This window comes from Radicibacter daui, assembly GCA_030657355.1.
GTDB lineage: Bacteria > Pseudomonadota > Alphaproteobacteria > Radicibacterales > Radicibacteraceae > Radicibacter > Radicibacter daui.
The window spans coordinates 30,512-54,087 of sequence record CP131057.1; the positions used below are offsets into that span (position 1 = coordinate 30,512).

The following is a 23,576-nucleotide window of genomic DNA, read 5'->3' on the forward strand; positions in this document are numbered from 1 at the left end:
GATAGATATACCGACAAAACACAAAGCGCAATCCAAACCGCTAGGCTTGATGGGAACAACCACCAGCCGTCACCCAAACAGGAACGGAGGCTTCAGGAATCATGGGATTTTTAAAGAAAGTCAGTCTTATCACGGGCTTGGCCTGCATGGCCTTGGCCCCGGTTGCCGCCTCTGCCCACAGCCTGGACGAGGTGCTTTCCGCCAAGACGCTGGTCGTCGGCATCAATCCGAATCTGCCGCCGCTGGGCGTTTACGATGACAAGAACGAGATCACCGGCTTTGATGTCGACCTGGCGAACAAGCTGGGTGAAATGCTGGGCGTTGAGGTAAAGCTGGTGCAGGTCGGCTCGGCCGACCGTGTTCCGTTCCTGGCGACCGGCAAGGCTGACATCGTGCTGGGCGGCCTCACCCGCACTCCTGACCGCGCCAAGGTCATCGACTTTACCGTTCCGGTGATTACCGAAGCGATCAGCGCGCTGACGCTGGACAGCAAGCCCTTCAAGTCGATGGACGATCTGAACAGCGCGGACGTGAACCTCATCGAGGTGCGGGGCACCACGCCGGTGGATTTCGTCAAGACGCGGCTGCCCAACGCCAAGGTTGTGCTGTTCGACAACTACCCCGATGCCGTCCGTGCCCTGTTCCAGGGCCGCGGTGATGCGATCGTGGACGTCGTCGATTATCTCGGCCGCTACACTGCCAACTACAAGGATGCAACGCGCGTCCTGACCGATGCCACCGCCTCGGTCGATTATGACTGTATCGGTGTCGCCCGTGGCAACGATGCCCTCAAGGACTGGCTGAACACGGCGCTCTTCTCGTTGCAGAGCTCCGGCTTCGTCGATGTGACCTACAAGAAGTGGTTCGGGATCGACATGGTCTATCCGATCCATCCGAACCCTTATTTCTGATCGGTCTGGGTTAGTACCATATCGGGGAGGGGCCTGAGGCGCCTATGCATTACGTCCTGCAATATGGGCAAGTCACGCCCTTCCTCTCCTATTTCCTCGGGGGTGCGCTCATCAGCCTTGTGCTGAGCGGGCTCGCCTTTTGCGGCGGCATGTTCTTCGGCCTTGTTGGCGCCCTGTGCCGCCTGCATGGCGGGCCGGTGCTGTCCGGTCTGGTGCGGGCCTATGTTGTCTTTTTCACCAACACGCCGCAGCTCGTGCAGATCTACGTCATCTTCTACGGCCTGCCCGATCTCGGCATCCTCTTCTCCCCCTTCGCGGCCGTCCTCCTTGGTATGACGTTGAACGCCGCGGCCTACCTGACGGAAATCCTGCGGGCCGGTGTGACCTCGGTTCACCGGCAGGAGCTGGAGGCCGGCGAGACGATGGGGATGAACCATCTGCAACTGCTGCGTTTCATCATCCTGCCGCACATCTTCCGGGTCCTGCTGCCGCCCCTGAGCAGCCAGTACATCATGATGGTGCTGGGCTCCTCCATGGCGGCGGTTTTCGGGGTCGAGGAACTGACCGGCCGCGCCTTCAACGTCAACTCAACAACCTTCCGCTCGATCGAGGTGTTCACGCTGGTCGCCGGCCTTTACGTGCTGGTGACGCTGGGCGCGACGATCCTGCTGGCGCTGGTGGCGCGTTATGGCTTCCGGGCGAGGGTGAAGGTCCTATGAGCTTCAGCGATCTTCTCGGCCAGCTGCCCCGGGTCTTCACCTATTATAATCTGCTGCTGCTGGGGCAGGCAGCGCTGACGACCCTGCTTCTTTCGGCCTTCGGCTGCATCGTGGGCCTCGTGTTCGGATTGCTGCTTGCGCTCGCGCGCCGGTCGCACGCCCGTCTGCTGCTTCCCCTCAAGGCTTTCGCCTTCATTTATGTCGAGATTCTGCGCCGGGTACCGTTTCTCGTCACGCTCATGCTGTTCTTCTTCGGCTCGCAGGTGTTGGGGTTTGACCTTGCGCCGCTGACGATTGCCCTCATCAGCACATCGGTGATTTCCACCGCCTTCGTGTCCGAGATCATCCGGGCCGGGCTGGACGCGGTCAAACAAAGCCAGATCGAAGCGGCAACGGTGATGAATTTCGGCTTCTGGCAGACCTTGAGGCTGGTGGTCCTGCCGCAGGCCTGGCCGGTCATCCTGCCGCCGATCTTCAGTTACTTCGTCCTCTTCATCAAGGACACCGCCCTGGCCTCGCAGGCGGGTGTCCTTGAGCTGGTGCAGGCCGGCCGCATCCTGACGACCAAGGGCTTTTCCGCCTTCATCGTCTTTGGCGCCGTGCTGCTGCTCTATTTTGTCATTTCATACCCCCTGGCCCGGCTGGGGAGCCATCTGGAGAGCCGTCTTGGTGTATCTCGACATTCGCGGGCTCGCCGCCCGATATCATGAACTGCAGGTGCTGGACGGGATCGACCTCTCCATCAGCCGTGGCGAGATCGTCAGCCTCATCGGTCCCTCCGGCTCCGGAAAGAGTACGCTGCTGAGGGCGGTCACCGGGCTGCTTCCGCCCGAGCGGGGCACGGTTTCGATTGGCGGCGAGGAGATTGATTACAAGGACCGGCGCTCGTTGCGTGCCGCCCGCAGCCGGCTTGCCATCGTCTTCCAGCAATATAATCTCTTCGGCAACATGACCGTGCTGCAAAATGCGGTTGTCGCGCCAGTCAAGATCAGGGGGCGTAGCCGCGCCGAGGTTGAGGCCGAGGCTCGCGACCTGCTGGCCAGGGTCGGCCTGGGCGACAAGCTCGATGCCTATCCCGATCAGCTCTCCGGCGGGCAGCAGCAACGTGTGGCGATTGTCCGTGCGCTCTGCCTGAAGCCGGAAATCCTGCTGCTGGACGAGGTGACCTCGGCCCTCGACCCGGAGCGTGTAAGCGAAGTCCTGGATACCATCCGTTTGCTCGCTGCCGAGCACATCACCATGCTGATTGTCTCGCATGAAATGAGCTTCGTGCGGGATGTCTCCCACCGCGTCGCCTTCATGGCGGAGGGCAGGGTGCTGGAGATCGGCCCGCCGGAGCAGATTTTCGATGCGCCGCAGGTGCAGCGCACGCGCGATTTCATCGACAAGATCTCGCGAAAGTGACGGGTTTTTGTCCCTTCACCAATTTTTGAATATGAGAGGCACTTTCTTCTGAAAAATGCCTCACCATGTCTTTCTCCGGGAGCAACTGCCTGACAAGGGCTGACGGGAGAGGGACCTCGACATGACACGTCTGACTGCCAAGGATTTTCCGCAGGAACTGCTTGAGCTCTACGACTATTACGTCCACGGACGGATCACCAAGCGCGAGTTTCTGGAGCGTGCCGGCAGGTTTGCTGTCGGGGGCGTCACGGCAGCAGCGCTGCTGGCCTCCTTGAGCCCGGATTATGCGCTCGCCGAGCAGGTGTCCTTCACCGATCCCGATATCGTGGCGGAGTACATCCACTACCCCTCACCGCTGGGCAATGGCGATGTCCGGGGGTATCTGGTGCGCCCGGCGGCCGCAAAGGATCCGGTGCCGGGTGTGGTGGTGGTGCATGAGAACCGGGGGCTCAATCCTTATATCGAGGACGTCGCCCGCCGGGTGGCCAAGGCCGGTTTCGTGGCGCTGGCGCCGGATGGCCTGACCTCTGTCGGCGGATATCCCGGCAATGACGAAAAAGGCCGCGAACTGCAGCAGCAGGTCGATCCGGTCAAGCTGATGAACGACTTTTTTGCCGCCATCGAGTTTCTCGGCGCGCACCCCGCCGTTAAGGGCCGCAAGGTCGGTATCACCGGCTTTTGTTATGGCGGCGGTGTCGCCAATGCGGCGGCTGTTGCCTATCCCGAACTTGGCGCGGCGGCCCCGTTTTATGGTCGCCAGCCGCGGGCGGAGGATGTGCCGCGCATCAAGGCGCCCTTGCTGCTGCACTATGCGGAGCTGGACAAGAACATCAATGCCGGCTGGCCGGATTATGAAGCCGCGCTCAAGGCCAATGGCACGACCTACGAAGCCTATGTCTATCCGGGCGTGAACCACGGTTTCCACAACGACACCACGCCGCGTTATGACGAGGCGACGGCCAAACTGGCGTGGGATCGCACCATCGCCTGGTTCAACAAGTACCTGGCCTGATGCCTGGAGGCCGGGCGGGTCCGGCGCAAGGCGCCGCGTTTCGCCCGGCCTTTCTTCTTGATCCCCGGCCTCAGCCGACAGCCTTCAGGGCCCGGGCGAGGGTATCAATCTGTCCGGGCAGCAGCCCGGCGATGTTGATGCGCCCGGCAGCCGTGCCATAGACTCCGAACTCGAGCCGGAGCCGTTCCATCTGCTGCCCGTCAAGCGGCAGAAGCGAGAACATGCCCTTTTGCCGGCGCAGCACCTGCAGCCGTTCCGGCGCGCCCAGGGTCGCCAGTGCATCGGCAAGGCTGCGGCGGGTATCGGCAACCCGGCGGCGGGCCGCTTCCAGCTCTTCCCGCCACGGGGCCGGCTGCTCAAAAAGCGAAACCGCAATCGCGGCACCATGGTCGGGCGGCATGGAATAGTTTGCGCGGGTGATGTTTTCCAGCGTCGAGCGGATATTGCCGAGGAAGGAGCCATCCGGCGCGATGACCATGGCGGCGCCGGTGCGCTCGCAATAAAGCCCCATATTCTTGGAGCAGCTGGCCGCAACAAACACGGTGTCGAGCTGGTCCACCATGTGGCGCAGGCCCTGCGCATCCTCCTCCAGCCCCTCGCCGAAACCCTGGTAGGCCATGTCGATCAGCGGGGTAATCCGCTTGCGGGCACAGAAACGGGCAATCTCTTTCCATTGTTCGAAGGTCGGATCAATGCCGGTCGGGTTGTGGCAACAGCCATGCAGGATCACCACGTCCCCGGCTGCCGCCGCATCAAGATCGGCGAAGGCAGCCTCCAGATCGAGGCCATGATCGTTTTCAATCCAGCGGAAGGGCCGGACCGGCAGGCCGGCGGCCGCCATCAGCGGCTTGTGGTTCACATAGCTGGGGTCGGTGTTCCAGGCGGTGGTGCCGGGGGAAATGCGGGCGATAAAATCCGCCAGCAACCGCAGCGCCCCGGTGCCGCCGACGGTCTGGATGGTGCATTGACGGCCAAGGGCCGGCGCATTGGCACCCAGCAGCAGGTTTGCCATTCCGGCGTTGAAGGCGTGGTTGCCGGAAAGGGCCCGGTAGGATTTGGAAAGCGCCGCCGAGGCAAGCCGCACCTCGGCCTCCTGCACCGCCCGCATTACCGGGGTATTGCCGGAAGCGTCGCGATAAACGCCGACGACGAGATCGATCTTTTCGCGGCGACCATCGGCGCGAAAGCTGTTGATCAGATCCCATAACGGGTCGGGAGCGGCGGCGGGAAAGTTGTTGAGCATGGCGTTTCCCTGTTGTCAGCGGCGAGTGGGGCGATTGGAGAGAATGACGCCTGCGGTGATGAGGGCGATGGCGGCAAGCGTGGCGAAAGAGAGGGGCTCACCCAGCAGCGGGATCGCCAGTAGCGCGGCCAGCGCCGGGGCGAGGGAGCCGATCGTTGCGCTTTTGTTGGCACCGAGGCGGGAGATGGCAAAGGCATAACCGACGGTCGACACCAACCCGACGCCAATGCCCTGGATCAGGAGAAAGGGCGCGGCGTCGAACAGCGTGACCTTGCTGAAATCAACCTGTGTCAGCCCGCACAGCATCAGGACTGTCATGACGATCAGCGACCCTGCGGAAACAAGCAGGCCGTTCGAGATCGCATCAAGGCCGGTTCGCCTGAGGCCGATGGTGTAGGCGCCCCAGAGCAGGCTGGCGGCGAGCAGAAAACCGACACCGCTCATCGTGCCGGCATCGACGGCCTTGGGCTGACCGATCACCATCCCGACGGCACCGCAAAGGATAAGCGCGAGCGGCAGCAGTTTGCGCCGCTCGACAAGCTTGCGCTCGAAGAGGCGGGAGAGCAGGGCAACCGCCACCGGGCTCGTGCCGGCAATGAGCGCGCCGACAAAGGCGGCAGACGTGGTGCGGGCACCTTCGGTCGCGATGAAGAAAAACGGCACGCCACCCAGCAGAACGAGGAGCGCGTCTTTCGGCGCGACTTTCCGCAGTTTGCCGAGACGTTTTGCCGACAGGGGCAGCAGAAAGAGCAGGGGCAGGGCGAAGCGGATCAGCGCGACATCGGCAGGGCTGAGCGGGGAGGCGCCGATGGCCCTGAGGGTAAGGGCAAAGCCCGCCCACACAAACACCACGATCCCAAGCACGACATAACCGGCGAGCGCCGATGGATGCCCTTTGACCTCGGGCCTGCCCAGAATGATCGCCGCGTCGGACATGCTTTTCCCCTGCTTTTCGATGGAGAAAGATTACCGTTATTGGCGGGACAGTTTCTTGCTAATATTGCCAGTGATGAGCGAATGTTTGGCAGATTCTGCCAGGAAAGAGCCTTTTATGGACGACAAGGACCGGCAGATCATCTCGGCCCTGCAAAAGGATGGCCGGCTGACGAACCAGGAACTGTCGGAGAAGATATCGCTCTCGCCCTCCCCCTGCCTGCGCCGGCTGCGGCAGCTGGAAGAGGACGGGATTATCCGCGGCTATACCGCGATCGTGGATGAGGAGGCCTATGGCCTGCCGATCACGGCTTTTGTGCGCATCCGGCTGGAGCGGCATTCAAAGGCCACCGTGGCCACCTTCGAGGCGAAGGTCAGGGCGCTCGACCGTATCCAGGACTGTTACGTGATGACCGGCGAGGCGGATTATCTGCTGCGGGTGCTCGTCGAAAGCCTGAAGGACTATGAGCACTTCGTGCGGGATGAATTACACAATATCGCGGGCATTGCCGCCATCGACACCAGCTTCGCTTACGGCACCGTAAAACGGTCGACGGTCTTTCCGCGCATCTGAGCGCGCCGGGACCTGGCGTGCGGATAGTTCCGGAAACTCGTTCGCTTTTTCGGTGTGAATCGAAAGAGCACTAGCTGTAGCGGCTCATTTCGCCAGCATACGTACCAGCATCTGTCTTATGTGATCCTGAGCGCCGTGGAAGATTGCCACAACAATGATTGTATTGCTGCTTTCTGCTGGCAGAAACCAGATGGCGGATTTGTCCCGCCGAAGAAACCGGATGCCTGTGTAAATATCGGACCGTTGCGTTCCGATATATGGGGTGTCGGTCAGGCGATTGATTTCGCGCCGTAAGTTGTCGATTCGCTCAGCGGCGCGTTCCAGCGCCTCGTCGTGCGCTTCTCCAAGTTTGATATAGGCAGTGAACAGATGGTCGAAGATTTGCTCGAAATCGCGTTCAGCGGCTTCTGAATATTCAAGAGTCCACACGGGCGGCCCGGCGCTTGCGCTCAATCATTGCTCCGACACGGCTTTCCATTTCCGCTGCAGAGATCGTCGGTCCGTTCAATCGCCGCGCGACCAGTTCTCGAAGCGCAGCCGTTTCCGCTGTCTCGTTTTCCGTCTTCTGGCGAAGTAACTCCAGCCCGTGCTGAATAACAGAACTCATACTGGAATACCGGCCGTTTTCCACCAGCGAACGGGCAAATGCATCTTGTTGATCGGTCAACGAGATCGACGATTTGACACTCATCCCCGTGGGCTCCTTTGCATCAAACTTGCTACTCAGTAGCACATTTATCAAGTCGCTTCATCGTCTATTGGTCCGGAGTAGCTGGCGGTCAGATTGGCATGGGAGCGCAGGTTCACCTGGTTCGGAAAGTTCCTGAGACCTGACAGGGGATGGCCGGGGCTCAGGCAAAGAGTGCCTGAACCCGCTCGCCAATCGCCAGTGAAGCCGTCAGTCCCGGCGATTCAATGCCGAAGAGATTGATGAGGCCCTCGAGGCCATGTGTCTCCGGCCCCTCAATGACGAAATCCGCCGCAGCTTCCGCCGGGCCGCCCAGTTTCGGGCGATAGCCGCTATAGGCCGGCATCAGCGCCCCGTCCGGCAGAGCCGGCCAGTAGCGACGGATGGCGGCATAGAAGCTTTCCCCGCGCGTGGGGTTTACCTGATAGTCGAGCGGCGCGGCGCCGTCCGTCTCCACCCACTCCACATCCGGGCCGAACTTGGCCTGCCCGCCAAGATCAAGCGTCAGATGCACGCCGAGCCCGGCTGCCTCCGGCACCGGATAGATGAGGCGCGAGAACGGGGAGCGCCCGGCGAGGGTGAAATAGTTGCCCTTGCAGAAATGCGCCTGCGGCACGAAATCCGGCGCCAGCCCCTCGATGCGGGCCGCCAGCTGCGGCGCAAAAAGGCCGGCACTGTTGATCAGCCACCGGCAGCCGATTTCCATCGGCTGCGCCCCGCCGACGGAGAGGGTAAAGCCACTGCCATCCAATGGGCGGGCGGAGAGCAACGGGCTTTCGAGCGCCAGCATGGCGCCGGCGCTTTCCGCATCGCCCAGATAGGCCAGCATCAGCTGATGGCTGTCGATGATGCCGGTGGAGGGAGAAAGCAGGGCCCCGGTGGCCGAGAGCGCCGGCTCCAGGGAGCGGGCCCTTGCCCCGTCGATGATTTCCAGATCATCAACCCCGTTGACCCGTGCCTTGCCGGCAATCTCCTCCAGCTTGCCAAGCTGGGCGTCGTCAGTGGCGACGATCAGCTTGCCGAGGCGCCGGTAAGGTACGCCATGGCTCTGGCAATAGTCGTAGAGCGTCTTGCGTCCGGCGACACAGAGTTCGGCCTTCAGGCTGCCCCGGGGATAGTAGATGCCGGCATGGATCACTTCGCTGTTGCGCGAGGAGGTGCCGGTGCCGATGGCGTCCGCGGCTTCGAGAATCAGCACTTCGCGTCCCGCCATCGCCAGTGCGCGCGCGATCGCGAGACCTACGGCGCCAGCACCCACCACCACGCAGTCAACCTGGTCCACGGTTAGCCAAGCTCCTCAGCCGTCAGGCAAATCTTCCGCCTGTCTTAGCACGGTTGCCCCCCGGTGCCAGCGTCGGCTGCCGGGTGAGGGGGCGCGGCAAACAGACCGGACAGGGCCCGAAACGGGCGCTTTCTGTGAGGTTCTCCACAGATGTTCTTATTTTGTTCTTGTTCTCGCCCCGTTGCTATGGCAAATAAGGGTCATGCAGCCGCGGGATCTTGTCCCGCCCGGCCTTGAAGGGCCGGCAAACCCTTTCCGCGTGATGGGGAGCGAGATGAAATGATCATTGCCGATAATCTCTTCATGGCCGCCGGCCTCAACCTCTCCGCCGTTCACCGGGCCGTGCTGGATTGTGCGCGCCGGCCGGACTGGTCGCTGCATGCCGATGGCAGTGCTTCCCAGCCCAATCCCGGCACCCCCTGGGTCACGGCCATTACTGCCGAGCCGGGCGGCGGTTATGCCGTGCGCCAGCAGCCGGCCGAGGCTGTCGAGGCGCGGGACCGGCCGGGAGTGAGCGCTGCAGGCGCGAACCGGAACGAGCCTGTGCTCGGTTACGCCATCCGCACCGGCGGTTCGCCCGGCGCCCTGGTGGGCTGGGCGGAGGCGGCGGTTTCCGGCTGGCAGAGCGCCGGTGTGCTGGCGGCCTGAGAACATTGGAACGCGCAAATGCGGCTTCCCCTCGTTTCTTCCCCGGACCTTTCGGCTTCCCTCGGCCGGAAAACGTCAAAAAGCCGGTTGGTCCGCCGGCCTCCCAACGGCATCAAGGCCAATAAACTTCGTCCTGTTCATTGGCCCCGGCTGTCCACCGGGGCCTTTCTTTTTGCGGGGTTGTTGCCCTCTGGCGCAGCGCCCTCACAATCCCGGTTTTGTCGGCATATGTAGGCATCCGTTGTGTTTCGTCGGCGGGCTATGGGTTGAAACGCCTCGAAAAAAGCAACATTTGCAGCATCATGGGCTGGCAGATGGCAACATGCCGGCCAACATCCGTGCCTTGCCCGGCCGAGGCACATACGGAACACCGGCCCTGAAAGGATGCGCATGCAGGATCGCTGTCGGGGGGGCACCTCGAAGGAAAAGGGCAGGGTAATGTCGCGGCCCTGTGCGCTGCGCGCTGCCAGCCTGCGGGGCGCCCATGTTTGAAGCCTTGTTCGACAGCGCCGGCCGCATGGCTGGCGACCTGATGGAAGGGCGTATCCGTCTCGGCGTCACCGGCCTCAGCCGGTCAGGCAAGACGGTCTTCATCACCGCCCTCGTCGATCATCTGCTGAACCCGTCACGTTTGCCGCTGCTGACCGCCCGGGCCGAAGGGCGGCTGCATGCCGCGCTGCTGCGCCCGCAGCCGGACCCGCAGGTGCCCCGCTTCGATTACGAGGCGGCGCATGCCGCCATCAACGGCCTTTCCGGCACCGCCGGCTGGCCGCCGGGCACCACCCGCCTTTCAGAGCTTCGGCTTTCGCTGCGCTATCGCCCGCATGCGCTCTGGCGCCAGTGGGGCAGCGATGCCGTGCTCAATCTCGATATCTATGACTATCCCGGTGAATGGCTGCTCGACCTGCCGATGCTGCGGCAGAATTTTGCCGACTGGTCGGCGCAGGCGTTCCACATCATGCATGGAAACCAGCGCCGCCCGCTGGCCGCTCCCTTCCTTGAGGCGCTGCAGACGGTAGAGGCGGCAGAACCTGCCAGCGAGGCCGTCGCGGCGGATCTTGCCCGGCGCTACACGGCCTATCTTTTTGCCTGCCGGGATTCCGAAACGCCCTTTTCCCATCTGCAGCCCGGGCGGTTTCTGGTGCCGGGCGAAGCCGAAGGGGCGCCGATGCTTACCTTCGCGCCACTCATTCCTGCCGCTTTCGATCCAGGGCGGGGCAGCCTGTGGCGATTGATGGAAGAACGGTACGAGGCCTACAGGGCACGCCTCGTCAAACCCTTCTTTGAAACGGTGTTTTCCCGGCTGGATGCCCAGATCGTGCTTGTCGATCTGCTGGACCATCTGAAGGCCGGGCCGGCGAGCGTGCGCGATCTCGGGCTCGCGATAACCGAAACGCTGGACTGTTTTCGCCACGGCTCCAACAGCTTCCTTTCCAGCCTGCTCGGCCCGCTCTGGCGCCCGCGGGTGGAAAAGCTGCTGTTCGCCGCCACCAAGGCCGATCATTTGCCGCGCGACATGCATGCCGCTTATGGTGGCCTGCTGGCGGCCATGGTGGCGGAGGCGCGCCGTAAAGCCGATTTCAATGGCGCGGCAACGGCCGCGATGGCCATTGCCTCGGTCCGTGCCACGCAGGAAGCCGATGTGACGCGGGATGGGGAAGTCCTGCGCTGCGTGACCGGCACGCCGCTGGGCGGCGGGGCGCCGGTGGCGGCTTTTGCCGGTGCACTACCGGCCAGCCTGTCGGAGGCCGATCTGGCGGCTGCCAGCGCGGCCGGCCAGTTCTCCAGCATTTCCTTTGCCCCGCCGCCCCGTGCCGGGCTGGTCGCTCCGGGCGAACCGCTGCCGCATCTGGGGCTCGACCGGGCCTTGCAGTTCCTGATCGGGGAGGCGCTGGCATGACGCAGGATCCGGCAAAACCGGGCAGCGTCCCGGTCGTACCGTTTGTCGAGGCAGCGCCGCTGCCGCAGCGGGCACGCCGGGCGACCGCTGCCGTGGCGGTCGCGGACCGGATGATCCGCCCCGGAGTCTTCCGTCTCGATGCGGTGGAGGCTGTGCCGGTGGTGGAAACCCCGATGGAGCCGCCGCCGCCCCTGCCGCCCCGCCGTGCCAGCTGGGCCGCGCGGCTTGTCGGCTGGGGCATCGGCACCGGGGCGCTTGTGCTTGTGGGGCTTGCCGGCGATGCGCTGGTGGAAAAGGCGCTCTCTCAGCCGCCTGCTATCGCTGCCCTGTTGCTGGCGCCGCTTGGTCTGCTGGCGCTCGGGCTTGCCGGCATCATTGTTGGCGAACTGGTCGCGCTGGCGCGTCTTGGCAAGGTTGGCGCCCTGCGGGCCGAGGCGGAGGCCGCGCTGGTGGCGGCCGATCTGGCAAGTGCGGCACCGGTCATGCGCGCGCTGCGGCGCCTCTATCAGGGCCGGCGCGATCTCGAATGGGCAATTGCGCGGGCAGATTCCCACGGCGAACACGCGGCCGATGGCGCTGCCCTCATCAGCCTCTTCGACAGCGAAGTGATGGCTCGGCTGGACCGGGCAGCCGCCGATCTCATTCTTGCCGCTGCCGGCCGGTCGGCCATGGTCACGGCGCTCAGCCCCTTTGCCGCCATTGACCTGCTGGCTACCGCCGCCATCAATCTGCGCCTCGTTGGCCAGCTTTCCCGCCTCTATGGCGGGCGCGGCGGCTGGGTTGCCACCCTGCGGCTGATGCGGCAGGTGGCCCTTGCCCTGCTGGTGACCGGCGGGCTCGACGCGACCGACGGCATTCTCGGCAATGTTTTCGGCCACACTGTGCTGCGCGGCCTGTCACGGCGGGCGGGTGAGGGCATGGTCAACGGCCTGCTCACCGTCAGGCTTGGCGTGGCCACCCAGCGCACCGTGCGGCCGCTGCCGGCCATTGTGGCGCAGCCGCTGTCGGTCAGCGCTCTCGCGCGCCGGCTTGCCGACCGGATGATGAAAAAAGACGGCAGCGAGGACGGGCCGGAGGAAGGCCAAGTCCGCTAGGCGGATATGTGACCCAGTCTGCCTTCAGCCTTCGGAAGGCCCGGATTTGGCAGCGGTTTTGCTGGCGCGTGCCATCGCCTCATCCATGCCGGACGGGCCTTCCGGGGGAGGGTCGGCCCAGGGATCGTTGTTGTGAAAACGGTCATGGATGAGGTCGAGCGCGATGGCGCAGGCCGTATCCAGATCCTCCTCGCCATGGGCGATGGCCACACCGAGATCGATGACGATCTCGTTTGCCGGAATACGGCCGAGGGCGGCCTGCTCAAGCGCTGAATCCAGCATGCGGCGCGCCAGAGCGGCAGCGCCTTCCGCGTCCCGGCCCGGCAGGATGACGCCGATCTCGTCCGGCCCGGCGCGGAACGGCACGTCGCCCGCGCCGGTATGGGCGGCAACCGAGCCGGCAATGCGCTTCAGCAGCCGGTCGCCCTCGCGGCGACCATAACGGCGGTTGATGTCGTGCAGGCCGCCGATATCGAAGATGGCGACGGCGCAGCCTGTCACCATGTCGGCATTGCCGGCCTCGCGTGGATGGGCCGGCAGGGTGATGCCTTCATAAGCCAGGATTTGTTTCAGCGTCTGCCGTTCGGCGCGCAAGGCCGCCATGGCGGCCTCGAAGGCCAGATCGGCCGTGTCGCGTGAGCAAATACCGGTCAGGCGGTCGGCAAAGGGGGCGTGGCTGCCCCCGGTCAGGCGCCGCAGCCGGTCGTCGATGGCGAGCCCGGCCAGCAGCAAGCTGGAACCGGCCAGCAGCACCAGCAGCGCGCCGCCGGCGGGGCTGATATGCGGGGCGGCAACCGGGGCGATGGAGACAAGCGCCCACCGGTCGGCAAAGGGCCGGGCGGCAAAAGCAAAGCTGCCTTCCGGAAGTGGGGCGCCATCGGTCCCGGGCTGGGCGGCCAGCGTCAGGAAGCCGCGCCGCTCTTCCATCATCTGGGCGGGGCTGCGTGACAGGGCGACGGCGCCGGTGCGCGCATCACGCTCGTGCGGGGCCGATCCCTGCCAGTTGAAATGCCAGTCGCCGCCGCTGGAAATGACGGCCTGGCCGGATTCATCCAGCAGCAGCACATAACCGTTGTTGCCCGTCCAGCCATTGAGGGCGACGAGCGGCTGGTAGACGGCGATTACCGCGCCCTGCACGCCGTCGCTGTTTACCACCGGGGCGGCCACGATATAGGCGGTGTCGTTCTGGCTGTCCCCGGCAACGATGGGCGCGGTGCTAAGGCGTGAGGGGGACGGGCGGCAGGGGCTCTGGCCGAAGGTGGTGCCCTGCACGCCGCCCAGGGCAAGCTGGGTCGCGCTGTTGGCGGTCAGCCTGTCCTCGCGATGGTCGCTATAGGGGCCGTTGTCCGAGGCCAGCACATGGCCGGCGGGGTCGATCAGCACCACACATTGCGCGGCAGCCGTAAGGGATACCTGCGTCAGCAGCAGCTCGGTGCGCCGCTGCACGATTTCGGCCTGCGGGCGCGCCAGCAGCGTCAGCACCAGTTCGCTTTGCGCTGCGGCGCGGGGGGGCAACTTGAGGCGCGGCAGGCCGGAAAGCAGCAGGGCTTCATGCGCGGAGAGATTTTCCTGCGCCAGAACCAGCGCCTGATTTTGCCAGCGGGCGGCCAGTGAATTGTAGGTAATGGCAGAAAGGCCGATCAGCAGCACGATGGCGCCGGCCAGTGCCCACAGGCGCCAGTTCAGTCGGCGTTTTTTGCTGAGGCTGACAGCCATGCGATCCCTTGTAGCGGCGCCCGTCAAATCCGGCCCCGGCTTATAACCTACTGTCTAGGGTTGCCACTATAGCGGCCTGTTTTTTTGCGGCAATGGCGCGGAAAATGGTTCGTTGCCCAATTATTTCCGGGATTGGCCTGGGCCATCCCCTGCGTCGACGTTAGGGCGTTGGTTTGGTGGGCTCTATCTGCTATCGCCAAGGGGCGGTTATGCGATCTGGCGGCCGGCAAGGGATGGCAGATGTCGGGGCAGGCGTGGTGATGGTCTTCTGGCTCGTGGCAGCCCTTTTAATGGCGGCAGCGGTTGCGGCGCTGGTCTGGCCGCTGCTGCGCTCCCCTGCCGATAATAGCGAGGCTGGCACCGCGCCGCTTCCCGAAGCGCAGGAGAAAGCCGCCCGGATCTATCGCGACCAGCTGGCGGAACTGGCCCGGGATGTTGAAACCGGCGCCCTGTCGCCAGAAGCTGCCGCACCGGCGCGCGCCGAGATTGCCCGCCGCCTGCTGGCGCTGGACAAGGCGGAAGCGGAGCCGGGAGCGGCAGCAGGCCGGCCGGTGCGGCGGCTTGGCCGGCCGGCCCGTCTGGTCCTTGCTCTTTTGCTGGTGTTTGCCATTCCCGCCGGGGCCCTTGGCCTTTACTGGCGCGTGGGGTCCCCCGCCCTCGTCGGTGTTCATGTCAACCGGCCGGTCGATGCCGCGGGCTGGGCAGCGCTGGGTCGGCAGCGTTTTGCCGCCGGCGACGGCGCCGCGGCGGCAGATGCCCTGCGGGAGGCGTTGAGGCTTGCCGGTCAGGAAACGGATACAGCAACGGCTGATATCCTGCGCCTCAAGGGCGAATTGGCCGAGGCGCTGGTAATGGCGGCCGGCGGTCAGGTGACGGAAGAAGCCGGCATGCTGCTGTCGCAAGTGGCAGCGCAGGAGCCGGACGATCCGCGAACCCGCTATTATCAGGCGCTGGCACTGGAACAGCAGGGCAAGCGCGAAGCGGCGCTTGCGGCCTGGCAATCCTTCCTCGCCATCTCGCCGCCGGACGCTCCCTGGGTCGACGGGGTGCGCCAGCATATTGCCGCGCTCGGTGGCGCGGAGACCCCCGATCAGGCGGGGATGCCATCGGGAGACGAGGCTGCGGCCATCGCCGCCCTGCCGCCCGAGCAGCAGCAAGCCCGTATCGAGGGCATGGTGGCGGGGCTTGCCCAGAGGCTGGAAGCAGCGCCGGATGATGTGGATGGTTGGCTGCGCCTTGGGCGCGCCTATCGTGTGCTCGGCCGGCTGGAGGAGTCGGCCACGGCCTTCGGCCGTGCGGCCTCCCTGAAGCCTGAGGATGATGAGATCGCCGCGCTGGAGGCCCAGTCTCTGGTTGCTGCCGCACCTGCCGGTGCGCCGTTGCCGGAAGCGGCACTGGTCATCTATCGCCGTCTGCTGGCCAGGGAGCCCAAAAGCGGTCCCGCTCTCTGGTATCTGGGGCAGGCCGCCGCCGATGCCGGCGATGTTGCGGCGGCGCAAGGTTATTGGCAGCGGCTGCGCGACCTTTTGCCGGAAGGCTCCTCCGATCGTGGCCTGATCGAACAGGCCCTCACCGCACTGGCCTCCATGCCTGCCGGGCAGCAAGGAAAAGCTCAATGACCCTCTCTGCCGCCGACGCCGTCGCTGCCGCCAGTGCCCATCTGGGCGCCGGCAAGTCCGGTGAGGCTGCGGCGGTGCTGGATGTTGCGCTGGCATCGGCGCCGCAGGACGTCAATCTGCTCCATCTGCGCGGCCTGGCCGCTGCGCAAGGGGGGGATGCGGCCCTCTCGCTCGACTATTTTGCCCGCGCACTGAAACAGGTGCCCGGCCACCCCGCCATTCTGCAGAACCGGGCGGTCTCGCTCTATCGCCTGGGTCGTCCGGCCGAGGCGCTGGCCGATTTCGACGCTGTGGCTGCCCGCCAGCCTCTGCCGCCAAATCTCGCCCGCTATCGCGCCGCCTGTCTGGTGGCGCTCGGGCGCCTTGCCGAGGCCCGGACCCTTTATGTGTCTCTGCTGCCGGCGCTGGCACATGACGCCGAGACCCTCGGCAATCTCATCAATGTCGAGCTGCGGCTGGGTCAGGCACTGGCAGGCGAGGGGCGGCATCAGGAGGCGCTGGCTGTTTTTGACTCGGCTGAAGGCAGGGGAGCCGATAAACGGGCGCTGGCCCGTTTGCGCGCGCCGCTGTTGGTGCAGCTTGGCCGGCATGAGGAGGCGTTGCCGCTGCTGGACGCGCTCATCGCCGCCGATCCGGCTGACGCGGCCAGCCTTGGCAACAGGGGCGCGGCGCTGGAAGGGCTGGACCGCCTGGAGGAGGCGCTCGCCGATTGCCAGGCCGCCCTTGCGCTGGAGGACGGCAATGCTGTCCTTCACCGTAACCTCGCCAACGTCCTGCGCCGGCTGGACCGGCCGGAAGACGCGCTGGCTGCTGCCGTGCGCGCCACCGAACTTGCCCCGGCCTCAGCCGAAGCCCACGACATGCATGGCATCGTTCTGCAGGGGCTGAAGCGCTATGGCGAAGCGCATGAGGCGCATGTCACGGCGCTGCGGCTTGATCCGCAACGGCTAGAGACCTTGCGTAATCTGGGGGTTTGCCTCTTCGAGCGCGGGCTGATGTTCGATGCGCTCGATGCGCAGGATCTGGTGCTGAAGCGCACGCCGGACGATTTCAACACCATCACCGCCCGCGCGATGACGCTCTTCAGCATCGGCCGGACGGAGGAGGCGATTGCCGCTCTCGACCGGGCGCTGGAACTGCAGCCGGGTTCAGCCCCGGCGGAATCGAACCGCCTGTTTTTCCTCAGCCATCTGACGGGCTCCCGCAGCGGTGATGTTGCAGCGGCGGCTCGCCGCTGGCACCAGCGCCATATCGTCGAGGCCGGCATCAAACCGCTTGCACGCGGCGGCGCCCGCGCGGCGCTTTCTACCGGCAGGCGCCTGCGTATCGGCTATATATCGCCGGACTTTCACCACCACGCGGTCTCCTCCTTCATGCTGCCGCTTTTGGATGCGCATGACCGGCAGGTGGTGGAGGTGTTCGGCTATGCCAATGTGGCGGCACCCGACCGCATCACCGCGGCTTGCGAGACGGCAAGCGAGCACTGGCGCTCCGTGCACGGGCTGACGACGCAGGAAATGGCCGGGCTGATTGCCGGTGACGGGCTCGATATCCTGATCGATCTGGCCGGCCATACCCGCAACAATGTGCTGCCGGTTTTCGGCTATCGCCCGGCGCCGGTACAGGCAACGTATCTCGGCTATTTCGCCACCACCGGCATGCCGGAGATCGACTACTGGATCACCGACGGGATGCTGCACCCGGCGGATAGCGCCGAGCAGACGGTGGAAAAAATCTGGCGCTTGCCGCGCTGCTATGTGGCCTATCGGCCGCTGAAAGCCACTCCGCCGCTGGAGGACCTCAAGCCGCGCGATCCTGGCCAGCCGGTAACCTTCGGGTCCTTCAACGCCGCTCGCAAGATTGGCAACGAGACGGTGGCGCTGTGGGCCGCGGTGCTGAAGGCGGTGCCGGGATCGCAGTTGCTCCTGAAGTCCGGCAGCTTTGCCGACCGGCGGGTGGGGGATGACCTGCGGGCCGCCTTTGCCCGTGAGGGTATCGATGCGGCGCGGATCACGACGCTCGGCCAGACGAAGAGCTACGACGATCATCTGGCACTCTATGGCCGCATCGACATTGCGCTGGATACCTTCCCGGTGACGGGGGCGACCACGACGGCGGATACGCTGTGGATGGGGGTGCCGGTGGTTACCCTCGCCGGCCGCAGCAAGGTCGAGCGTATGAGCGCCACGCAGCTTGCCGCCATCGGCCATGAAGACTGGATTGCCGGCACGGCGGAGGAATTTGCCGGTATCGCGGCGCGTCTTGCCGGCGAGGTTACGGCTCTTCATGCCGGCCGGGCGGCGCTGCGCCAGCGGTTTCTGGCGTCGCCTTTGGGGGATGCGGCGGGTATCGCCCGGGCGCTGGAAAGTGCCTATCTGGAAATGGCGGCCCGCGCCGGGCTTTGATCTGCCTAGCCGCGCAGCTTGCGGATCATCGGCAGCACATCGTGCTTCAGCGACTGTTCGGTCAGCGGTCCGGTGATCTTGAGCCGGATCTGTCCCCGGCTGTCGACAATGAAGGTCTCCGGCACGCCATAGACGCCCCAGTCGATGGCGACCTTGCCATCGGTATCGGCAAGGATACGGCTGAAAGGGTTGCCCAGCTCAGCCAGCCAGCCTTCCGCATCCTCCTTGCGGTCCTTGTAGTTGATGCCGACGATGGGCACGCCGCTGGAAGCGGCGAGTTGCTGCAGCACCGGATGCTCGGCCCGGCAGGGTACGCACCAGGAGGCAAACAGGTTCACCACATGCACCTGCCCCACCAGATCGGAGCGGGAAAAGGCCGCCTCACCGTCAAAGAGCGAGGGCAGGGTGAATTCCGGCGCCGGCTTGTTGATGAGCGGCGAGGGGATAAGGCGCGGATCCCGGCCTGGCTGCAATCCGATGAGGAAGGCAGCGGCCAGTCCGCCGAAAGCCACGATGGGCAGCAGGAAGAGAAGGCGCGTACGCATCGTCGGTCTTTCTATTCAGCGGCCGTGGCGGCGGCAGCCATCGCGGGCTGTTGCCGGCGCGACGGCGCACCCAGCCGGTAGCGCCGGTCGCTGAGCGAGATCAGTCCGCCCAGCACCATAAGGGCGCCGCCGCCCCACAGCCACGGCACCAGCGGATGGTGCCAGACACGGGCGGTGATGGTGTCGGGTGTTGGCCCGGCTCCGGTGGCGACATAGAGATCGCCGAAGGGCCGGGTGAGAATGGCGGCTTCGGTAGTTTCCATGCGGGCAACGGGATAGAAGCGCCGCTCCGGTTTCAGCACCGTCACCGGGCGGCCGCCACGGGTGACCTCGAAGCGGGCCGCTTCGGCGGTATAGTTCGGGCCTTCGGCGGGCTCGACGCCCTTGTAGGTGATGTCATAGCCCGCCATCCGGATGTGGCTGCCGGGCTTGACGGCGGCGATATGCTCATCGACCCACAGGCTGGTGCCCACCATGCCCAGAATGGCAATGCCGAGACCGGCATGGGCCAGCACCATGCCCCAGCTGGCCCGCGTCTGACGGCCAAGACGGCGGCGCACCTCGGCAAGGCTGGCCCGGCCGAGATGGATACGGTCGGCAAGTTCGGCAAGGCTGCCCAGCAGCACCCAGCTGCCGGCAGCGATGCCGACAAGACCCAGCAGCGGCCCGTCCCAGCGCAGCGCCAGCGTGGCGATCACCACGAAAGTCGCTGCCAGCAGTGCGATCTTGAGCCGGCTGAAGGCAGAGCCCAGATCGCTGCGTTTCCAGCCCAGCAGCGGGCCGATGACCAGCAGGGCAAAGAGCGGCACCATCAGCGGCACGAAAGTGGCGTTGTAATAGGGGCTGCCCACCGTAACCCGCTCCCCGGCCACGACATCGAGCACCAGCGGATAGAGCGTGCCGATGAGCACTGTGGCCGCCGCCGTGGCGAGCAGCAAATTGTTGAGCACCAGCGCACCTTCACGGCTGATCGGCTGGAAGAGGCCGCCCGGTGCCAGTGCCGGCGCGCGCCAGGCGTAAAGCGCGAACGATCCGCCAACGGCAATCACCATCAGGGCGAGGATGAAGTAACCGCGCCCTGGATCGACGGCAAAGGCGTGGACGGAGGAAAGGACGCCCGAACGCACCAGAAAGGTGCCCATCAGCGACAAGCTGAAGGTAATGATGGAAAGCAGGATGGTCCAGCTTTTGAGCGCGTCACGCTTTTCCACCACGATGGCGGAATGCAAAAGCGCGGTGCCCACCAGCCAGGGCATGAAGCTGGCATTTTCAACCGGGTCCCAGAACCAGAAGCCGCCCCAGCCCAGCTCGTAATAGGCCCAGTTGGAGCCGAGCGTGATGCCGGCGGTAAGCCCGGTCCAGGCCGCCAGCGTCCACGGCCTTACCCAGCGCGCCCAGGCCGGATCGACCCGGCCTTCGATCAGCGCCGCCATGGCGAAGGAAAACACGATGGAAAAGCCGACATAGCCGAAATAGAGCAGCGGCGGATGCACCGCCAGACCCGGATCCTGCAGCAGCGGGTTGAGGTCGTGCCCGTTGACGGGGGGCGGAAACACGCGCTGGAACGGGTTGCTGGTGGCGATGATGAAGGCAAGGAAACCAAGCGTGATCATGGCCTGTACCGCCAGCGTGCGGGCGCGCAGCGCCATCGGCATGCCGCCGCCCAGCAGGGCGACGCCGGCGCCGAACAGCGTCAGCATCAGTACCCAGAGCAGCATGGAGCCTTCATGGTTGCCCCACACGCCGCTCACCTTGTAGAGCAGCGGCTTGAGCGTGTGGCTGTTTTCCACCACGTTCTCTACGGTGAAATCCGAGGTCACATGGACCCAGGTCAGGCAGCCGAAGGCAAAGGCGATCAGCGCAAACTGGACGAGTGCGCCGGGTACCGCCATGGCCATGAGGCCCGGCAGGCGCCGGGCCGCGCCGACAAGCGGCAGGATCGATTGCACCAGTGCCACCATCAGGGCCACTATCAGCGCGAGATGTCCGAGTTCCGGTACCAAATGATCCTCCGCCGCTGTGCGGGCCTTCCGCCCAGCTTCTGCCTGCCACTCTACCGTGCTGCTTCTGTGGCGGCAGCAGGCAATCAGCCGCAGCCTCATCGCATGAAGGGCCGTCCCCTGTCCAACGTACTGGTTTTCCAAGCATGAAGGCAGAAGAAGAAGTCGCACTGCGGGCGGCGGTCGCCGCCGCACCTGCCGAAGCCATGCCGCGCGCGGCGCTGGGCGTCTGGCTTTGTCAGGCCGGGCGGGTCGCCGAGGGCGAGGCCGTGCTTGCCGAGGCATCGCAGCGCGATCCCGCGGAGCCCCAGATCGCGGTCAATCGCCTGCTCGCGCTGCGTCAGCTCGGCCGCCGGGAGGAAGCGGAGGCGGTTATGGTGCGGGCACTTGCCGCAAGTCCGCGCCATCCCGACCTGTTGCTGGGGGCGGGCAACCTGCTGGCCGAACTCGGCCGGCCGCTGGAGGCACTGGGCCATTTCGACCGCCTGCTGGAGATCAGCCCGGATAATCCCGGCGGCCTTCTCAACCGGGCAAACTGCCTGCGCCTTGGCGGACGCGGCGAGGCGGCGCTTGCGGCCTATCGCCGGCTGATGGAGGTCGGCTTCAAGCTGCCGGCGGCCTATCTGGGCGAGATTGCCTGCCTTGCCGAACTGAAGGACGGGCCGGGGCTGCTGGCCGCCTTCTCGGCATCGCCGGTGCGCTTGCCTAAGGGGCTTCTCGATACGGTTGCCCATGTATTGCTGGCGAGCGACCAGATTGCTGCCTTTGAGGCGGCGCTCCGGGACTATGCCGGCTTGATGGAGGATGCGCAGGCCTGGTTCCTGCTCGGCTTCAGTGCCCTGCGCCGCAGCGATTATGCGGCTGCCGGACCCTTCCTGCAGGAGGCGCTGAAGCTCGACCGGCTGCATGTGGCCGCGGCTACGGAGCTCGCGACCCTCAGCCTCAACCAGAACAAGGTTTCGGCGGCCGCGGCCATTCTGGAGCCGCTGTTGCCGCTGGCGGCGGACAATCCCGGCCTCGCCCGGGCGGCGTGCAGCGTTGCCTTGCGGGCCCGGCGCTGGCAGCAGGCCAGCGAGATTGCCGTCGCCGCGCTGGAAAAGGCGCCGGATGCCTGGGCCTTGTGGTCGACCTACCTTATGGGGCTGCTTTATCGCGACGATCTGAGTGCGGCCGAAATTGTCGATGAACATCGGCGTTTCGGCTCCGCCATCGAGGCGGCGATAACTCCCTTGCCGGCAAGCGTGCGCCGGCGGGATTTGTCGCCCGCGCGCCGGCTCAGGGTCGGGTATGTCTCGGGGGACTTCCGTCACCATTCCGTCGCCTACTTCCTTGCCGCCGTGTTGGAAGCGCATGATCCGGCGGCTGTTGAGGTTGTTTGTTATTCAAGCAGCCTCAAGAGCGACGATATGACGGATCGCTTCCGGCAGATGGCGGGCCTGTGGCGCCAGGTCGCCGATCTTTCCGACGACGCTCTGGCCGCGCAGGTGGTGGAAGACCAGATCGACATTTTGGTCGATCTTTCCGGTCACAGTGCGGATAACCGCCTGCCGGTCTTTGCCCGCCGCCCGGCGCCGGTCCAGCTCAGCTGGCTCGGCTACCCGCAGACCACGGGGCTGGCGGCAATGGGCTATCGTCTTGTCGATCCGGTAACCGATCCTCCGGAGCCGGCTTTTGTGCGCGGACCCGAGGGGCTGGTGCGGCTTGAAAATGGCTTTCATGCCTTTGAACTGCTGTCCGTCGCGCCCGCTGTGGGGCCACGGGACCCGGGCCCCGTACGGTTCGGGTCCTTCAACGCGCTTTCCAAGATATCGCCAACGACGCTCGACCTCTGGGCCTCCGTGCTGCTTGCATTGCCGGACAGCCGGCTGGTGCTGAAGGCCGCCGGGCTTGACGATGCCGGACTTGCCGCAGCTCTGAGCGATAATCTGGCAGGCCGCGGCGTTGCTCCCGGCCGGATCGATTTTCTGCCCTGGGCCGGCGGGCAGGCGGAGCATCTGGCGCTTTATGCCGGCATCGATATTGCGCTCGATACCTTTCCCTACAGCGGCACAACGACGACCTGCGAGGCTGCCGCGATGGGGGTGCCGACGGTGACGCTCAAGGGCAGCAGCCATCCGGCCCGGGTTTCGGCGAGCCTGCTGTTCCGCATGGGGCTTCAGGAACTGGTGGCCGAAACGCCGCAGGATTTCACCACCATCGCCGTTGCTCTGGCTGGCGACAAAAACAGGCTTGGCGAATTGCGCCAGAGCTTGCGTCAACGTCTGGAAGCCTCTCCTGTCGGAGATCCGGTGCGAATGGCGCGGGCGTTGGAGGCGGCCTACCGGGCGCTGTGGCAGCGCAGTCTCGGGCGCAGCGCATGAAGCGCGCGCAGCATGCAGTAGCGGAGCGGTTTGAGCTCAGGCGCTGACGGTAAAACCGCCGGCCGGCATGGTAACCGGCTGTTCGCCGGGCGCGGCGGTGCCGGACTGCTGCGGGGCAGGAGCGCCCGCATGGGGGACGGACTGGCCGACCTGGCGCCAAGTCTGTGCCATGGTGCGCAGGCCATCGACAACCACCGAGCAGGCGTCACGATCATTGCGGACATTCACCCGCGTGATCATGAGCGACAGGTTGGTATAATAATTGTCGAACACCTCGACCATCTGCTTTGCCTCGTCGACATCTTCGGCAAGGCATTGCTGCAGACCCTTGATGATGAGCTGGGCCTTTTCCGTGGCCAGGAAACGCGCCTCGTAATCCTTGGCGTCCAGGGCATTCAGGGCCGTCATCATGTGACGCGCGGCCGTTTCCAGTAACATGGCGACCTGGTCGGCCGGGCTTGCCGCGGCGACGGAACGGTTGCGATAGGTCTGGTTTGCGTAGGCGCTCATACCCTTACCTTAC

At 65.3% G+C, this 23,576-nt stretch carries 21 protein-coding genes; 12 read left to right on the forward strand and 9 right to left on the reverse strand.

Annotated elements, in window-relative coordinates; all coding sequences use genetic code 11:
• Window positions 1-146 precede the first annotated feature (146 nt).
• The 5 genes from QTL98_RS20005 to yghX all read left to right on the forward strand — a co-directional run bounded on the left by QTL98_RS20005 (window position 147) and on the right by yghX (window position 4,046).
• Window positions 147-911, forward strand: coding sequence for a transporter substrate-binding domain-containing protein (locus QTL98_RS20005; protein WP_445682587.1), 765 nt, complete (start codon window positions 147-149; stop codon window positions 909-911).
• Between the two features lie 44 nt (window positions 912-955).
• Complete coding sequence (locus tag QTL98_RS20010) at window positions 956-1,630, forward strand: amino acid ABC transporter permease (protein ID WP_445682588.1); 675 nt, start codon at window positions 956-958, stop codon at window positions 1,628-1,630.
• The gene (locus QTL98_RS20015; RefSeq protein WP_445682589.1) at window positions 1,627-2,340 is read left to right on the forward strand and encodes an amino acid ABC transporter permease; all 714 of its coding nucleotides are present in this window, start codon (window positions 1,627-1,629) and stop codon (window positions 2,338-2,340) included. The genes QTL98_RS20010 and QTL98_RS20015 overlap by 4 nt, the downstream gene beginning before the upstream one ends.
• Complete coding sequence (locus QTL98_RS20020; RefSeq protein ID WP_445682590.1) at window positions 2,297-3,034, forward strand: amino acid ABC transporter ATP-binding protein; 738 nt, start codon at window positions 2,297-2,299, stop codon at window positions 3,032-3,034. Before QTL98_RS20015 ends, QTL98_RS20020 begins: the two co-directional genes overlap by 44 nt.
• A gap of 121 nt (window positions 3,035-3,155) precedes the next feature.
• Window positions 3,156-4,046 (forward strand): YghX family hydrolase, encoded by an 891-nt coding sequence (gene yghX, locus QTL98_RS20025; protein WP_445682591.1) that lies wholly within the window; start codon window positions 3,156-3,158, stop codon window positions 4,044-4,046.
• Window positions 4,047-4,116: 70 nt separating this feature from the next.
• Here yghX and QTL98_RS20030 read toward each other — a convergent pair whose 3' ends face one another.
• Window positions 4,117-5,289 (reverse strand): aromatic amino acid transaminase, encoded by a 1,173-nt coding sequence (locus QTL98_RS20030; protein WP_445682592.1) that lies wholly within the window; start codon window positions 5,287-5,289, stop codon window positions 4,117-4,119.
• 15 nt (window positions 5,290-5,304) lie between these two features.
• Window positions 5,305-6,225, reverse strand: coding sequence for a DMT family transporter (locus QTL98_RS20035; RefSeq protein WP_445682593.1), 921 nt, complete (start codon window positions 6,223-6,225; stop codon window positions 5,305-5,307).
• A 115-nt stretch (window positions 6,226-6,340) separates the two neighbouring features.
• On the opposite strand from QTL98_RS20035, the gene QTL98_RS20040 reads away from it, so the two are divergent.
• Complete coding sequence (locus tag QTL98_RS20040) at window positions 6,341-6,796, forward strand: Lrp/AsnC family transcriptional regulator (RefSeq protein ID WP_445682594.1); 456 nt, start codon at window positions 6,341-6,343, stop codon at window positions 6,794-6,796.
• Between the two features lie 84 nt (window positions 6,797-6,880).
• Here QTL98_RS20040 and QTL98_RS20045 read toward each other — a convergent pair whose 3' ends face one another.
• From QTL98_RS20045 to QTL98_RS20055, 3 genes are all read right to left on the reverse strand, one after another.
• Window positions 6,881-7,225: a type II toxin-antitoxin system RelE/ParE family toxin gene (locus tag QTL98_RS20045; protein WP_445682927.1), complete on the reverse strand. Its 345-nt coding sequence runs from the start codon at window positions 7,223-7,225 to the stop codon at window positions 6,881-6,883.
• Window positions 7,212-7,487 carry a type II toxin-antitoxin system ParD family antitoxin gene (locus tag QTL98_RS20050; protein ID WP_445682595.1) on the reverse strand — a complete coding sequence of 92 codons (276 nt, stop codon included), beginning with the start codon at window positions 7,485-7,487 and terminating at the stop codon, window positions 7,212-7,214. Before QTL98_RS20050 ends, QTL98_RS20045 begins: the two co-directional genes overlap by 14 nt.
• A 160-nt stretch (window positions 7,488-7,647) precedes the next feature.
• A complete protein-coding gene (locus QTL98_RS20055) occupies window positions 7,648-8,766 on the reverse strand; it encodes an NAD(P)/FAD-dependent oxidoreductase (protein WP_445682596.1) in 1,119 nt (372 codons plus the stop codon).
• A 279-nt stretch (window positions 8,767-9,045) separates the two neighbouring features.
• On the opposite strand from QTL98_RS20055, the gene QTL98_RS20060 reads away from it, so the two are divergent.
• The 3 genes from QTL98_RS20060 to QTL98_RS20070 all read left to right on the forward strand — a co-directional run bounded on the left by QTL98_RS20060 (window position 9,046) and on the right by QTL98_RS20070 (window position 12,408).
• Window positions 9,046-9,414 (forward strand): hypothetical protein, encoded by a 369-nt coding sequence (locus QTL98_RS20060; protein ID WP_445682597.1) that lies wholly within the window; start codon window positions 9,046-9,048, stop codon window positions 9,412-9,414.
• Between the two features lie 484 nt (window positions 9,415-9,898).
• A complete protein-coding gene (locus QTL98_RS20065) occupies window positions 9,899-11,314 on the forward strand; it encodes a YcjX family GTP-binding protein (RefSeq protein ID WP_445682598.1) in 1,416 nt (471 codons plus the stop codon).
• Entirely contained in the window at window positions 11,311-12,408 is a 1,098-nt protein-coding gene (locus tag QTL98_RS20070; protein ID WP_445682599.1) for a TIGR01620 family protein, read from the forward strand. The genes QTL98_RS20065 and QTL98_RS20070 overlap by 4 nt, the downstream gene beginning before the upstream one ends.
• A 24-nt stretch (window positions 12,409-12,432) precedes the next feature.
• Here the strand turns inward: QTL98_RS20070 and QTL98_RS20075 are convergent, their stop codons facing one another.
• Window positions 12,433-14,124, reverse strand: a complete 1,692-nt coding sequence (locus QTL98_RS20075) for a sensor domain-containing diguanylate cyclase (RefSeq protein ID WP_445682600.1) — start codon at window positions 14,122-14,124, stop codon at window positions 12,433-12,435.
• Between the two features lie 233 nt (window positions 14,125-14,357).
• Between QTL98_RS20075 and ccmI the strand changes: the two genes are divergently transcribed.
• Both ccmI and QTL98_RS20085 read left to right on the forward strand, forming a co-directional pair.
• A complete protein-coding gene (gene ccmI / locus QTL98_RS20080) occupies window positions 14,358-15,743 on the forward strand; it encodes a c-type cytochrome biogenesis protein CcmI (RefSeq protein WP_445682601.1) in 1,386 nt (461 codons plus the stop codon).
• Window positions 15,740-18,148 (forward strand): tetratricopeptide repeat protein, encoded by a 2,409-nt coding sequence (locus QTL98_RS20085; RefSeq protein ID WP_445682602.1) that lies wholly within the window; start codon window positions 15,740-15,742, stop codon window positions 18,146-18,148. The genes ccmI and QTL98_RS20085 overlap by 4 nt, the downstream gene beginning before the upstream one ends.
• 5 nt (window positions 18,149-18,153) lie before the next feature.
• Here the strand turns inward: QTL98_RS20085 and QTL98_RS20090 are convergent, their stop codons facing one another.
• Both QTL98_RS20090 and QTL98_RS20095 read right to left on the reverse strand, forming a co-directional pair.
• Window positions 18,154-18,693: a DsbE family thiol:disulfide interchange protein gene (locus QTL98_RS20090; protein ID WP_445682603.1), complete on the reverse strand. Its 540-nt coding sequence runs from the start codon at window positions 18,691-18,693 to the stop codon at window positions 18,154-18,156.
• Window positions 18,694-18,704: 11 nt separating this feature from the next.
• A complete protein-coding gene (locus QTL98_RS20095; protein WP_445682604.1) occupies window positions 18,705-20,696 on the reverse strand; it encodes a heme lyase CcmF/NrfE family subunit in 1,992 nt (663 codons plus the stop codon).
• 143 nt (window positions 20,697-20,839) lie between these two features.
• On the opposite strand from QTL98_RS20095, the gene QTL98_RS20100 reads away from it, so the two are divergent.
• Window positions 20,840-23,053 carry an O-linked N-acetylglucosamine transferase, SPINDLY family protein gene (locus QTL98_RS20100; RefSeq protein WP_445682605.1) on the forward strand — a complete coding sequence of 738 codons (2,214 nt, stop codon included), beginning with the start codon at window positions 20,840-20,842 and terminating at the stop codon, window positions 23,051-23,053.
• 36 nt (window positions 23,054-23,089) lie between these two features.
• On the opposite strand, the gene QTL98_RS20105 is transcribed toward QTL98_RS20100, so the two are convergent.
• Window positions 23,090-23,563 (reverse strand): flagellar export chaperone FliS, encoded by a 474-nt coding sequence (locus tag QTL98_RS20105; RefSeq protein ID WP_445682606.1) that lies wholly within the window; start codon window positions 23,561-23,563, stop codon window positions 23,090-23,092.
• Window positions 23,564-23,576 lie beyond the last annotated feature (13 nt).

Coding starts and splice junctions, on each gene's coding strand:
- QTL98_RS20100 (WP_445682605.1), top strand. CDS start 20,840: ATGAAGGCAGAAGAAGAAGTCGCACTGCGGGCGGCGGTCGCCGCCGCA.
- QTL98_RS20005 (WP_445682587.1), top strand. CDS start 147: ATGGCCTTGGCCCCGGTTGCCGCCTCTGCCCACAGCCTGGACGAGGTG.
- QTL98_RS20040 (WP_445682594.1), top strand. CDS start 6,341: ATGGACGACAAGGACCGGCAGATCATCTCGGCCCTGCAAAAGGATGGC.
- QTL98_RS20105 (WP_445682606.1), bottom strand. CDS start 23,563: ATGAGCGCCTACGCAAACCAGACCTATCGCAACCGTTCCGTCGCCGCG.
- QTL98_RS20090 (WP_445682603.1), bottom strand. CDS start 18,693: ATGCGTACGCGCCTTCTCTTCCTGCTGCCCATCGTGGCTTTCGGCGGA.
- ccmI (WP_445682601.1), top strand. CDS start 14,358: ATGGCAGATGTCGGGGCAGGCGTGGTGATGGTCTTCTGGCTCGTGGCA.
- QTL98_RS20070 (WP_445682599.1), top strand. CDS start 11,311: ATGACGCAGGATCCGGCAAAACCGGGCAGCGTCCCGGTCGTACCGTTT.
- QTL98_RS20060 (WP_445682597.1), top strand. CDS start 9,046: ATGATCATTGCCGATAATCTCTTCATGGCCGCCGGCCTCAACCTCTCC.
- QTL98_RS20010 (WP_445682588.1), top strand. CDS start 956: ATGCATTACGTCCTGCAATATGGGCAAGTCACGCCCTTCCTCTCCTAT.
- yghX (WP_445682591.1), top strand. CDS start 3,156: ATGACACGTCTGACTGCCAAGGATTTTCCGCAGGAACTGCTTGAGCTC.
- QTL98_RS20050 (WP_445682595.1), bottom strand. CDS start 7,487: ATGAGTGTCAAATCGTCGATCTCGTTGACCGATCAACAAGATGCATTT.
- QTL98_RS20035 (WP_445682593.1), bottom strand. CDS start 6,225: ATGTCCGACGCGGCGATCATTCTGGGCAGGCCCGAGGTCAAAGGGCAT.
- QTL98_RS20065 (WP_445682598.1), top strand. CDS start 9,899: ATGTTTGAAGCCTTGTTCGACAGCGCCGGCCGCATGGCTGGCGACCTG.
- QTL98_RS20085 (WP_445682602.1), top strand. CDS start 15,740: ATGACCCTCTCTGCCGCCGACGCCGTCGCTGCCGCCAGTGCCCATCTG.
- QTL98_RS20030 (WP_445682592.1), bottom strand. CDS start 5,289: ATGCTCAACAACTTTCCCGCCGCCGCTCCCGACCCGTTATGGGATCTG.
- QTL98_RS20015 (WP_445682589.1), top strand. CDS start 1,627: ATGAGCTTCAGCGATCTTCTCGGCCAGCTGCCCCGGGTCTTCACCTAT.
- QTL98_RS20075 (WP_445682600.1), bottom strand. CDS start 14,124: ATGGCTGTCAGCCTCAGCAAAAAACGCCGACTGAACTGGCGCCTGTGG.